This is a genomic window from Streptomyces sp. NPDC001544 (assembly GCF_042894285.1).
Classification (GTDB): domain Bacteria; phylum Actinomycetota; class Actinomycetes; order Streptomycetales; family Streptomycetaceae; genus Streptomyces.
In genome coordinates, this window is sequence record NZ_JBIAVN010000019.1 from 149080 (window position 1) to 161076 (window position 11997).

An 11997-nucleotide genomic window follows, 5' to 3' on the forward strand; every position below is an offset into this window, starting at 1 on the left:
CCCTGGGGGCTCCGCCCCCAGACCCCCATCGGCCTGAACGGCCTCGTCCTCAATCTCCCCCAGAGGGGGCACCCCCAGACGGGCTGGATCTACGCGCCCGGAGCTGCCGACAGCACCCAAACTCCCGTGCCGCCCCGGCGTACCCCGGCCACAATGATCCGATGCGGTACAGACTCCTGGGCCCGACCCAAGCGACGGACGACCAGGGCACCCTCATACCCCTCGGCCCCCGTCTGCGCGCCCTGCTCACCGCTCTCGCCCTGCGTCCCGGCCGCGCCGTCACCCACGACACCCTGATCGACGAGGTCTGGGCGGACGATCCGCCGCAGGACGCCCCGGCCGCCCTGCAGGCGCTGGTCGGCCGTCTCCGGCGCGGCCTCGGCAGGGACGCCGTCGCCTCCGACCCCGGCGGGTACCGGCTCACGGCGAGCGAGGACGACGTGGACCTCTTCGTCTTCGAGCGCATGGTCCGCGACGGCACCGCCGCCCTCGACCGCGACGACCCGGCCACCGCCTCCCGTGTCCTGACCGACGCCCTCGCGCTGTGGCGCGGCCCCGCCCTGGCCGACCTCCCCGACCGCACCGCCGCCACCCGCCCGGACGCCCTCCACCTGGCGGCGACCCGCGCCCGGGCCGAGGCGGCCCTGCGGCTCGGCCGCGCCCACACCGTCGTACCGGAGCTGACGGAACTGACCACGGCCCACCCCTACGACGAGCCCCTGCACGCGCTGCTCATCCGCGCCCTGCGCGACACCGGCCGCACCGCCGACGCCCTCGCCGCGTACGAATCCGCCCGCCGTACTCTGGCCGACTCCCTGGGCACCGACCCAGGCCCGGAACTGAAGGCGCTGCACGCGTCGTTGCTCGAACAGCGGACACCGCCGACACCGGCCCCGCCCCGCCCCGCCGGCAACCTCCGCCCCCGGCTGACCTCCTTCGTCGGACGGGAGCCCGAACTCGACGCCGTGCGTTCCGACCTGCACAGGGGCCGTCTCGTCACCCTGACCGGACCGGGCGGCTCGGGCAAGACCCGTCTCGCCGAGGAGGCCGCCGCCGGGCATCCGCAGGCCTGGCTGGTCGAGCTCGCCCCGCTCGACCGGCCGGAAGCGGTTCCCGGCGCGGTGGTCAGCGCCCTCGGACTGCGCGAGACCGTACTCATGACCAACGAGCTGGCCGCCCCGCAGACCGATCCGGTCGCCCTGCTCGTCGAGTACTGCGCACCACGCAGCCTGCTCCTGATCCTCGACAACTGCGAACACATCATCGACGCGGCCGCCCGCCTCGCCGAGACGCTGCTCACCCGCTGCCCGGGACTCACGATCCTCGCCACCAGCCGCGAACCCCTGGGCGTGCCCGGCGAGTCGGTGCGCCCCGTGGAGCCCCTCGTCCCCGAGCAGGCGCACCGCCTCTTCGCGGAACGCGCGGCGACCGTCCGCCCCGACGCCGCCGCCGTGCTGAAGGACACCGCGGCCGTGGACGAGATCTGCCGCCGCCTCGACGGTCTGCCGCTCGCCATCGAGCTGGCCGCGGCCCGGCTCAGACTGCTCACCCCGCGGCAGATCGCCGACCGCCTCGACGACCGCTTCCGCCTCCTCACCTCCGGAAGCCGCACCGTCCTGCCCCGCCAGCAGACCCTGCGCGCCGTCGTCGACTGGTCCTGGGAACTGCTCGAGGAACCGGAACGGACGGTACTGCGCGAGATGGCGGTGTTCGCCGGCGGCTGGGACCTCGCGGCGGCGGAGGCGGTGTGCACCGGCCCGGTGGCCGAGCTGCTCGGCGCACTGGTCGACAAGTCCCTGATCGTGGCCGCGCCGTGCGAGCGGGGCACCGGCATGCGGTACCGCATGCTGGAGACCATCCACGAATACGCCGCCGAGCGCGCCGCCGAGGCCCCCGGTCTGCGCGCGGCCGCCGAGCGACGGCACCGCGCGTGGGTGGGCGCGCTGGTCGAGAAGGCCGAGCCGCTGCTGCGGTCCGCGGAGCAACTGCCGTGGATCACCCGCCTGGAGACCGAGCTCGACAACATCCGCGCGGCGCTCGACCGGGCGGTGCGCACCGGTGACGAGGAGGAGGCCGGCGCGCTCGTCCTCGGCATGGGCTGGTTCTGGTGGCTGCGGAACTACCGCCAGGAGGCCGTGGAGTGGGTGCAGCGCGTGCTGCGCCTCGGCGTCGCCCTGGACACCGCCCCCGAGGGCGCCCCGCCGGCGGAACTCGCCGCCCTGGCCGAATCCGCCGACCCGGTGGACGCTCTGCTCCAAGCCCCGGACGGCGGTACCGGGCACCCCCGGTACGCCCTGCGCATGGACCTGCGGATGCTGCAGCTCCTCCTGACGTCCGAGGCGGGCACCCCGGACCTCGCGACGGACGAGCGGGGACCCGCCTACATCGCCCGGGTACGGGAGGCGTTCGAGTGCGGCGGCCCGCGGGCCGCCCGGATGCCGGGCCTCGTCTGGCCGATGACCGGCTACTACCTGGACGGCGGCCCGGTGCACGACATCAGGGCCATCCTCGACAAGGCGGTCGCCAACTGCCGCCGGTACGGCGGTGACTGGGAGATCGGAACCCTCCTGATGTTCCGCACCCACATGGTCGTCGACTCACCCGGCAACCTGCAGGGCGTGGACGACGACCTGGCGGAGCTGCGGGTGCTCTCCCGACGCGTGGGGGACCGCTGGATGCGGGCGCAGGTGTGCAGCGCGGCGGGCGAGGCGGCCATGGCGCGCGGCCGGTTCGAGGAGGCCGGGAGCGAGTACGAGGAGGGGCTGCGGCTCGCCTACGAGGTGGGCGCCCACACCGAGTCACCGTTCCTCCTCGCCCGCCTCGCCGAGATCGACTACCGGTCCGGGAACCGGGAGAAGGCGCTGGCCGGCCTGGAAGAGGCGGGCGCGGCGGCCGAACGGTACGGGGTGGCGGACGCCCGTGGGTTCATCCTGCTGCTGCGGGCACACCTCACGCAGGACGCCGGGGACTTCGTCCATGCCCGCGAGCTGTGGGAGCAGGCCTGCGCGGAGACACGGCGCGGCACACCCCCGCCGCAGTTCATGGCGGGACTGCGTGCGACGGAGGCCCTCATCACGGCCGGTGAGTCCGGGCCGGCGAAGGCCCTGCCGATCGTCGCCGACGCCCTGCGGGAGGCCGTGGAGAAGCGGTGCGCCGAGACGATCACGGCGACCCTCGTGGACATCGCCGCGGACCTGCTGGCCCGGCTCGGCGATCTGGCGGGCGCCGTCCGGCTGTTCGCCGCAGGTGAGCACTGGCGCGGCGGCCATCCGCGCCCCGAGCCGGAGCGCACCGGGGCCGAGCGCATCGACGCCACCGCCCGCGCCACCCTGCCCGGCGAGCGCTACACGGCCGAGCGGGCCCGGGGCGCCACCCTCACCGTCGACGACGTGCTGCGCGAGCTGGGCAGGACCCCGACCGCTAGCTGAACCCTGCCCGGGCCCGGGCCCGGTCCGCGACAGGGACGGCGACGGAGAAGGACACCCTGCCGAGGTCCGGCACCAGGGCGTGGACGCCGGCCGGCGCGTCGTGCGCGGAGCAGGCGCGGTGCAGATCAAGGGTGACGGAGGCCGCCAGCACGTCGTACCGCAGCTCCAGCCACCTGCAGACCACCGGCGTCGGCGGAGGAGGCGCCGGGGGACCGGGGCGCGGCTCGGCCGGGGACGGTGCGGTACGCGTCGGTACCGGCGCCGGGCCGGGCGGCCAAGCAGGCGTCGGCCCGGTGTTCGGCCGGTGCTCCGGGGCGACGGCCGAAGCGGCGGCCGGTGTGGCGGCCGGTGTGGCGGTCAGGCCCGGGACCGCCTCGGCCGCGGCGGCCGGCCGAGCGGGCGCCGGCGTCCTCCCCGGGGGTGTCGGGGCCGGCGAGCCGGGCCCGGGACGGACCGCGGGCGCGGACGGCGGGGGCGCGGCCGTCCGCACGGCCGGTTCGTCATGGTTCACCAGGGTGAGCACCACCGCGGCCACCCCGGCCGCGACCACCCCGGCCGCGATCGCGGCCTTCACCGGGGCACCCAGCCCCTCCGAGACCACCGCCCCGCCCGCGCCCCCGCCCGTCCCGCCGGACGAGCCGCCCGCAGCGGCCGCGGCGCCCACCCCGGCACCGCCGACGACGATCCCGAGCGCCTTGGCGTACCCCGCGGCACCGAACCAGCCGATCACCGCGACCGGCACGACGGCGGGGATGCCACCGGCGATCTCCTCGATCTGGACGGCCGCCGACCGGCACCTGGCGCACTCCCGCAGGTGCCCCCGCAGCCCCCGCTCGGCACGGGTGCGCAGCCGGCGCCGGGCATAGGTGCCGAGCTGGTCGGCGTAACGGGCGCAGTCCTCGTCACCGGTGAGGGCCGCGCTGACATGCGCCTGCAGATACGCCTGCTTCAGGCCCTCACGGGCACGGCTGGCGAGCACCCGCGTGCCGCCCGCGTCCAGCCCGAACAGGGCGGCCACCTGGCTCGGGGACTCGTCCTCCACCTCGGTGTGCCACAGCACGGCCTGCCAGCGCTCCGGCAGCGAGCGGAACGCCCGCATCGCCAACGACTCCTCGGCCTCGTGCATCGCGCGCACATCGGCACCGGGCTCCACCGTGCCGCCGTCCTCGGAAACGCGCGCGCACTGCGCCGCGAACACCGCGAAGTCGTCGACCAGTTGCTCACGCCGGGACGACTTCGCCCAGTGCGCGGCGACACGCCGCACCGAGGTGAGCAGATAGGCGCGCACGGCGTGCGACGGCCCCGAGCCGCCGCGCACCGCCTGCAGCATGCGGGCGAACACCTCGGCGGTCAGATCGTCCGCGGTGTACGCGTCCCGGCAGCAGGTACGCGCATACCGGCGCACCGCGTCCGCGTGCCGCCGGTACAACTCCTCGTACGCGCGGTCGTCGCCCGCGCGCATCCGCCCGATCAGCTCGCCGTCGGCCGACGGCCGCTCCCGCGGCGGTACGAAGTCACCCTCGCGCTGCGCCGGGACACCGGTCTCGGCACGGCCCCGCGGCAACGGAGTCCGGCCACCCTGACTCGGGACCTGCGGGGAGGTCAGCCCGCCGGTCTCCGCGTCACCGTCACCGAGCGACCCGTCCCGCCCGTCACCACTCATCGCGGAAAGCCCCCGCCACCAGCCCAGCCCAGCCCGACCCGATCACCGGGCCAGACTGCCACAGCGGCCTGCGCCGAGGGCTTCGCCGCACGATCTTCCACTCGTCCGAGCGGCCCTGCCACCGCACGGTACGGGCATCACCCGGACGGGGAGGGCCCTGGCAACCCACCCCACCCGGATGCCGGGCAAACGCCCCCGACCGTCACGCCGGACGGGACCGCAGCCCCTCCAGCAGGATGTCGAGCAGCCGCGCCGAGGCAGCCGCCTGCTGGGCCGCGTCCGGCAGCGCCGGCGCCGCCGTCGCGATCACCAGCAGCACGTCCGACACCGACACGTCCGGCCGCAGCTCGCCCGCCGCGCGCGCCCGCTCCACGAGCTGGCCCACCACGTCGAGCAGTGCCGTCGCCCCCGCGTCGTCCTCGGCCGCCACCGCCGGCTGCTCGGGCACCAGCCGCAGCTCACCGCCGCCCGGCTGCGTCCGCTGCTGCGGCACCCGCGCCTGCTCGGCCACGGCGTCGTCGCCGTCCTCCAGGACGCCGACCCGCAGCACCTGCGGCGGCAGCAACCGCCCCGCCCCGGACGCCACCGACGTGCGCAGGAAGCGCGACAGTGCCGACCACGGCTCGTCCTCCTGGCCGAGCGCCGCACGTGCCTGGTCGGTCAGCCGGGAGGTCTCCTCCTCGGCTATCCGCCGCACCAGGACGTCCTTGCTCGGGAAGCGCCGGTACACCGTGCCGACGCCGACCCGCGCGCGCCGCGCCACGTCCTCCATCGGCGCGCCGTAACCCAGCTCGCCGAAGACCTCGCGCGCCGCACGCAGCACGTGCTCCAGGTTGCGCTGTGCGTCCACCCGCAGCGGCGTCGTCCGCGGACCGTTCCCGCGTCCGATGCCCGCCGCCGCGGTCATCGCCCCGCCCACCGCCGTGCCACCGGGCGCGATGGCGGACGCGGATGCCCAATGAGTGTCCTGAACATGCATGAGTGTTCCCCCGGTAAATGACGTCTCCCCCCGGAGACTCTCCCCGCCACTGAATTCCGGAGTGCTCGATCAGGCGCCGTTCCCCGACCGATCGGGACCGCCCGTCGCGGACCCGTTCGACCACATGCCCTACACCCCGTGGACACGAACATAGTTGAGAGCCTGTCAATTCAGAAGAGGCAGGTTCCGCACAGAGCGCCCCCCGATCGGAGTACGAGGCGCATACGTCCCGGTTCCGCACCCTCGCGCCGCCTGGTCCGACTGCTCTGACCTGCCCGCTTTCGCCCCGATCCACCGATCCGGCCCACCGGGCGCACGCCCGCGCGCCGGTCACACAAATTGTCGTGGCTGTGGACAAACAACAGCGCCGGGTGCGTCATGGGATGGTGAAGGAACGTGCGCGCATTCTCGTTGTCGGCGGCGGCTACGTCGGGATGTACACGGCCCTGCGGCTTCAGCGAAAGCTGAAACGGGAGCTCAGGCAGGGCACCGTCGACATCACTGTCGTCACTCCCGACCCCTATATGACGTACCAGCCGTTCCTGCCGGAAGCGGCCGCCGGTCTGATTTCCCCTCGCCACGTCGTCGTACCGCTGCGCCGCGTCCTGGACCAGTGCCACGTCGTCGTCGGCGAGGTGACCTCCATCGACCACGAGAAGCGCACCGCCACCCTCACCACGCTCGCCACCGAGGAGGGCGGCCCCGTCGAACAGGCCGCCTACGACGAACTCGTCCTCGCCCCCGGCTCGATCTCCCGCACGCTCCCCATCCCCGGCCTCGCCGAGCACGGCATCGGGTTCAAGACCGTCGAGGAGGCCATCGGCCTGCGCAACCACGTCATCGAGCAGCTGGACATCGCCTCCTCCACCCGCGACCCCGCGATCCGGGACGCCGCCCTCACCTTCGTCTTCGTCGGCGGCGGCTACGCCGGGGTCGAGGCGCTCGCCGAACTCGAGGACATGGCCCGGTACGCCACCCGCTACTACCACAACGTCCGGCCCGAGGACATGAAATGGATCCTCGTCGAGGCCTCCGACCGGATCCTGCCCGAGGTCGGCGAGGAGATGGGCCGCTACACCGTCACCGAACTGCGCCGCCGGGGCATCCAGGTCCTGCTCGAGACCCGACTGGACTCCTGCGCCGACCGCGTCGCCCTACTCAGCGACGGCCAGCGCTTCCCCACCCGTACGGTCGTGTGGACGGCCGGCGTCAAACCCAGCCCCCTGCTCGCCGCCACCGACCTGCCACTGGGCGAGCGCGGCCGCCTCCTGTGCACCCCCCGGCTGACCGTCGAGGGCACCGAACACGCCTGGGCCGCGGGCGACGCCGCCGCCGTCCCCGACGTCACCGCCGCCGAACCCGGCACCCTCACCGCCCCCAACGCCCAGCACGCGGTCCGCCAGGCCAAGCTCCTCGGCGACAACATCGCCCACACACTGCGCGACGAACCCCTCGAGACGTACGCCCACACCTACGTCGGCTCCGTCGCCTCCCTCGGACTCCACAAGGGCGTCGCACAGGTCTACGGGCGCAGGCTGAAGGGCTACCCTGCCTGGTTCATGCACCGCGTGTACCACCTCAGCAGGGTGCCCACCTTCAACCGCAAGGCCCGAGTGCTCGCCGAGTGGACCCTCGCCGGACTCTTCAAACGGGAGATCGTCTCCCTCGGATCGCTCGAACACCCCCGTGCGGAGTTCGAACTGGCGGCCGGTGGAAAACCTCCTCACAGCCCCAAGGACAACCCGAAGGGGTCGTCCTGACCGGACCCAGGAACTCCACGGCCCGCACCGGCGTCTGACGGATGTCGCCGCGGACGGCCACCTGTCAGACTGCCCCACGATCTCGGACGGGCGCCCGCCCGCCCTCAGCACCCACGAGGCTTTCCCCACTGTGAACTTCACGCGCTGGAGCGCCCGGCTCCCCGGAACGCAGCGCCGCGCCGCAGCGCGGACCGAGAACACGGTCTCCCCGGACCGGCCAGGAGAAGGCACCGTGCCCGCAGCCCGCGCCGAACAACTGACCGACGGCACATCGCCCGTACCCGCCGTCGACGACCTCCCCGCGCGCGAGGTCCTCGACCGCGTCCCCGCCCTCGTCGCCCTGGTACAGGGCCCCGACCACCGCATCGCCTACGTCAACGACGCCTACACCGCGGCCTTCGGCGTACGCCCCCTCGGCGCACCCGCGCGCGAAGCACTCCCCGAACTGGCCGAACTCGGCCTGCTGCCCCTCCTCGACCAGGTCCTGCGCAGCGGCAGACCCCGCACGCTCAAGTCCCGCAAGGCCCTCGACGGCCGCTCCTACACCTTCACCTGCACCCCCGTCGCCGAGGACGCGGACCGCGCCGACGGCGCCGTTCTGGTCTTCGCCACCGACGTCACCGACCACGCCGAGGCCGCCGCCCGGCTGCGCGCCAGCGAACGCCGCCAGCGCGAGACGGCGGTGACCCTGCAGCGCTCCCTGCTCCCGCAGGAACTCGAACAACCCGACGACCTCCGCATCGCCGCCACCTACCAGCCCGGCGGCACGGAGGCCGCGGTCGGCGGCGACTGGTACGACGTGATCACCCTCGGCGGCGGACGCACCGCACTCGTCATCGGCGACGTCATGGGCAGAGGCGTGCGGGCCGCCGCCGTCATGGGCCAGCTCCGTACGGCGGTCCGCGCCTACGCCCGCCTCGACCTCCCCCCGCACGAGATCCTCCAGCTCCTCGACGGCCTCGCCGCGGAGATCGACGCCAACCAGATCGCCACGTGCGTGTACGCCATCCACGACCCCAACGAGGGCCGACTGGTGTACGCCTCCGCCGGCCACCTGCCGATCCTCGTCCGCGACGAGACCGGCACCGTCCAGCGCGCCGACGAACCGACCGGCCCGCCGCTCGGCACCGGCGGCTGGATGCACGCCTCCGGCTCCGTACCGCTGGCCCCCGGCTCCACCGCCGTCCTCTACACCGACGGCCTGGTGGAGCGGCGCAACGAGGACCTCGACGAGGGCATCGCCTCCCTCGAGGGCGCCCTCGCCGGCGCGACCGGCACCCCTCAGGTCATCTGCGACCGCCTGGTCCGCTCGGCCGGCGTCACCGCCGACCACGACGACGACGTGGCCGTCCTCGTCCTCCAGCACCCCGCCCGCACCGGCCCCGACGGCGAACTCTTCCGCAACGCCGCCCTGGAACTCCTCGGCGGCGTGGAGGCGGCCCCACGCGCGCGTGCGTTCGCCTCCGGCGTGCTGACCAGCTGGCGCTTCCCGGCCGACCTCCACGACCTCGGGGTACTCGCCGCGTCGGAGCTGGTCGCCAACTCCCTCCAGCACGGCACGCCGCCCACGCGCCTGCGCCTGCGCCGCACCGACCGTCGCCTCATCGTCGAGGTCACCGACGGCGACGACCACCTCCCGCGCCGCCGCCGCGCGGAACCGGGCGACGAGTCGGGACGGGGCATCGCCATCGTGGCCACCATCGCCTCGAACTGGGGCTCCCGCAAAACACCGGGAGGCGGGAAGGCCGTGTGGTGCGAGTTCGTACTGCCCCGGCCGTGAGATCCCCTCGGTGAGGCCTACGCCTCCGCGATCACAGGCTCGGCACTCGCGCCGCCGCGGGTGACGACCCGGCTCCGGGCAGCCGCCCAAGGCCGGTCCTGAGCGGCCGTGAGCGACCGGCCGAGCCGCACCGCGAGCACGCTGATGCCGAGCGAGAACAGCAGGAACGTCACGATGTACGGGGCGGGCAGCGAGGCGCCCAACGGGCCGCCCACCGCCGGCCCGACGGCCAGCGCGAGCTGCTTCACCAGGGCGAAGGCGGAGTTGTACTGCCCGGCCATGCCCTCCGGCGCCAGATCCGCCACGAGCGGGGCGACGGTCGGCGACAGCATCGCCTCACCCAGCCCGAACAGGGCGTACGTCGACACGAACGCGGCGGTCGCCATCTCCTGGCTGCCGTGCCCGAGACCCGCGTACCCGGCGGCCAGCCAGGCCACGGTCCAGATCAGACCCACACCGGCGATCACCCGCGACCGCCGGCTCCGCTCGACGAACTTCAGCACGGCGAACTGCGCCACGACGATCATCAACGTGTTCGCCGCCAGCGCGGTGCCGAGCGCGGACGTGGAGATCCCCGCGGCCTCCACACCGAACGCGCTCAGCCCCGACTCGAACTGCCCGTAGCAGGCGAAGAACAACACGAACCCCAGCACGCACAGCTGCACCATCGACCGGTTCCCGAGCAGCTGCTTCCAGCCGCCCTTCGCCGACCCGGCCGGCGCGTCCTCGATCCGGGGCGAGTGCGGCATCCGCACGGTCGACATCATCACGACCAGCAGCAGGAAGATCGCCGCCTCGATCGCGAACAGCAGAGTGAACGAGGAGACCCGGGTCGTGTCGACGAGATGGCCGCCGATGAGACCGCCGACCCCCAGCCCCAGGTTCTGCAGGAAGAACTGCGTCGCGAACGCCCGCGACCGCGTCTCCGCCGCCGAGCAGTCCACGATCATCGTCGCCAGCGCCGGCTGCATCACCGCCTGCCCGGCCCCCAGCGCCGCCGCCGACAGCAGTACGGACACCGAGCCGCCCGCCAGCCCCAGGCTCAGCGCCCCCAGCGCGGCCGTGACCAGGGCGGCGAGCAGGACCGGCAGTGGACCGCGCCGCACGATCGCCCGGCCGGCGAACGGCAGCACGATCAGCGCGGCCACGGCGAAGACCGCGAGGACGAGCCCCGCCGTCATGGCCCCCAGCCCCCGCACCTGCGCCACATAGACGTACAGGTAGGGGACGGTGAAGCCGAGCCCGAACGCGCTGAGTGCGTTGCCCACGTGGATCCGGCGCATCGCTGCGCCCATCGCCCTGGTCACGTTCACCTCTCTAACGAGTTAGATCTGAAGACTTCGAACCTAAAGTTCGATGTTGAAGAGTACATATCGAAGGACTTAAAGGCAAAGGCACCGCGTGCGATACTGCGCACATGGCCGACACCACCGGCGGCGTCAGCAGCGAGCCGACACTCGACGAGCAGATCGCCGCGTACCAGCGCGAGTTCCAGGACCTGGACCCCCAGGTGGAGAAGATCGTCTCGGCGCTGTCCCGTCTGAACCGCCGGATGAACGTCGCCTACGGCCGCCAGACCTCCGCCCTGGGCATCAGCAACGCCGAGTGGGAGGTCCTCAAGGGCCTCGTCCTCTCCGGCGCCCCCTACCGACTGGGCCCCAGCGACCTCGCCAAGCGCCTCGGCCTCACCCCGGCCGCCATGACCCACCGAATCGACCGCATGGTCTCGGAGGGTTTGGTCACCCGTGAGAGGGACGAGACCAACCGCGTCCGCGTCATCGTGGAGCTGACCCCGGAGGGGAGGGAGAAGTGGCTGGAGGCCATGCGTCTGGCGACCGTCTTCGAGGAGGACCTCCTCCAGGACCTCTCCCCCGAGGAGCGAACGGCCCTCGGCGAGGTCCTGACGAGGCTCCTGCGCCGGGTGGAACACGCCCAGCCGGACGCCGGCGGCCGGCTCAGCGACCTCGACTGAGCCGCAGCAAAAGATCTTGACAGGGGTTGCTTGACACTCCCCGGCCCGATCCGTAGAGTTCTTCGGGTTGCCACGGAGCCGTAACGGTTCTCCGGCAGCACCTCCGCCGCCGCGAGCGGCACCACAAACCACCAGCACGATCTCCCGACGGGGTTGATTTCGGCGTGCCCGAATTCAATTCGAATAGGGACTCGGCGGCCCGATTGGGAATCGCAGAGACGATCCGCTAAGGTTTGAGACGTCGGAACGGCCCAACGGCCGGGAGGACAACCCCCTCTGACGGGGAATCAGACACCGCGAGGATCTGATAGAGTCGGAAACGCCGGAAAGGGAAACCGCGAGAGCGGGAAACCTGGAAAGCACCGAGGAAATCGGATCGAGAAAAGATCTGATAGAGTCGGAAACGCAAGACCGA

At 73.3% G+C, this 11997-nt stretch carries 7 protein-coding genes; 4 read left to right on the forward strand and 3 right to left on the reverse strand.

Features of this window, described 5'->3' with window-relative positions:
- Window positions 1-161 precede the first annotated feature (161 nt).
- On the forward strand, window positions 162-3428 hold the full coding sequence (locus tag ACFY0F_RS33820) for a BTAD domain-containing putative transcriptional regulator (RefSeq protein WP_388803023.1): 3267 nt from the start codon (window positions 162-164) through the stop codon (window positions 3426-3428).
- On the opposite strand, the gene ACFY0F_RS33825 is transcribed toward ACFY0F_RS33820, so the two are convergent.
- Window positions 3421-5091, reverse strand: coding sequence for an RNA polymerase sigma factor (locus ACFY0F_RS33825; RefSeq protein ID WP_388803026.1), 1671 nt, complete (start codon window positions 5089-5091; stop codon window positions 3421-3423). The genes ACFY0F_RS33820 and ACFY0F_RS33825 overlap by 8 nt on opposite strands.
- 202 nt (window positions 5092-5293) lie before the next feature.
- On the reverse strand, window positions 5294-6070 hold the full coding sequence (locus ACFY0F_RS33830; protein WP_388803029.1) for a TetR/AcrR family transcriptional regulator: 777 nt from the start codon (window positions 6068-6070) through the stop codon (window positions 5294-5296).
- Window positions 6071-6453: 383 nt separating this feature from the next.
- Here ACFY0F_RS33830 and ACFY0F_RS33835 point away from each other — a divergent pair, with 383 nt between their 5' ends.
- Complete coding sequence (locus ACFY0F_RS33835) at window positions 6454-7830, forward strand: NAD(P)/FAD-dependent oxidoreductase (protein ID WP_388803032.1); 1377 nt, start codon at window positions 6454-6456, stop codon at window positions 7828-7830.
- Window positions 7831-7960: 130 nt separating this feature from the next.
- The gene (locus ACFY0F_RS33840; RefSeq protein WP_388803035.1) at window positions 7961-9610 is read left to right on the forward strand and encodes a SpoIIE family protein phosphatase; all 1650 of its coding nucleotides are present in this window, start codon (window positions 7961-7963) and stop codon (window positions 9608-9610) included.
- Between the two features lie 17 nt (window positions 9611-9627).
- Here ACFY0F_RS33840 and ACFY0F_RS33845 read toward each other — a convergent pair whose 3' ends face one another.
- Window positions 9628-10893 (reverse strand): MFS transporter, encoded by a 1266-nt coding sequence (locus ACFY0F_RS33845; protein ID WP_388803066.1) that lies wholly within the window; start codon window positions 10891-10893, stop codon window positions 9628-9630.
- A 134-nt stretch (window positions 10894-11027) separates the two neighbouring features.
- Here ACFY0F_RS33845 and ACFY0F_RS33850 point away from each other — a divergent pair, with 134 nt between their 5' ends.
- Complete coding sequence (locus ACFY0F_RS33850; RefSeq protein WP_388803038.1) at window positions 11028-11582, forward strand: MarR family winged helix-turn-helix transcriptional regulator; 555 nt, start codon at window positions 11028-11030, stop codon at window positions 11580-11582.
- Window positions 11583-11997: the final 415 nt, after the last annotated feature.

What these genes read in the sequence shown, in the direction of transcription:
- ACFY0F_RS33825 (WP_388803026.1), bottom strand. Translation starts at nt 5,091, where the DNA reads ATGAGTGGTGACGGGCGGGACGGGTCGCTCGGTGACGGTGACGCGGAG.
- ACFY0F_RS33830 (WP_388803029.1), bottom strand. Translation starts at nt 6,070, where the DNA reads ATGCATGTTCAGGACACTCATTGGGCATCCGCGTCCGCCATCGCGCCC.
- ACFY0F_RS33850 (WP_388803038.1), top strand. Translation starts at nt 11,028, where the DNA reads ATGGCCGACACCACCGGCGGCGTCAGCAGCGAGCCGACACTCGACGAG.
- ACFY0F_RS33820 (WP_388803023.1), top strand. Translation starts at nt 162, where the DNA reads ATGCGGTACAGACTCCTGGGCCCGACCCAAGCGACGGACGACCAGGGC.
- ACFY0F_RS33835 (WP_388803032.1), top strand. Translation starts at nt 6,454, where the DNA reads ATGGTGAAGGAACGTGCGCGCATTCTCGTTGTCGGCGGCGGCTACGTC.
- ACFY0F_RS33845 (WP_388803066.1), bottom strand. Translation starts at nt 10,893, where the DNA reads ATGCGCCGGATCCACGTGGGCAACGCACTCAGCGCGTTCGGGCTCGGC.